Source organism: Pseudoalteromonas sp. GW168-MNA-CIBAN-0100 (assembly GCF_040309225.1).
Classification (GTDB): Bacteria; Pseudomonadota; Gammaproteobacteria; order Enterobacterales; family Alteromonadaceae; genus Pseudoalteromonas; species Pseudoalteromonas arctica.
Genome location: NZ_JBEOOL010000635.1, coordinates 1 through 266, shown reverse-complemented (window position 1 = coordinate 266; position 266 = coordinate 1). Strand labels below are relative to the sequence as shown.

The following is a 266-nucleotide window of genomic DNA, read 5'->3' as shown; positions in this document are numbered from 1 at the left end:
GCCGTGTACAACGCACAAGCAACCATAGATTTAATAACCAGTTATGCGCGCACATGCAAAGCACAAGGCCTGACACCTAATCGGATTATATTAACCTTTACGCCTTGTGGTGGTGAAAAAACCTTAGAGTTTATGCAGTGGCTAGGTATTTCAGTGCCAGAGGCAACTAAATGGCGCATGCTTGATTCGGAAAATACATTAAGCGAATCGGTGCGTATTTGTCGCGAAAACCTCGACTCAATTTTAAAAAGCTGTGCCCACTTAGG

At 44.0% G+C, this 266-nt stretch carries 1 pseudogene; it reads left to right on the top strand.

From position 1 onward, the window contains the following. Positions 1–266 (top strand): annotated as a pseudogene (locus tag AAEY62_RS22775) (hypothetical protein); the annotation flags it as partial.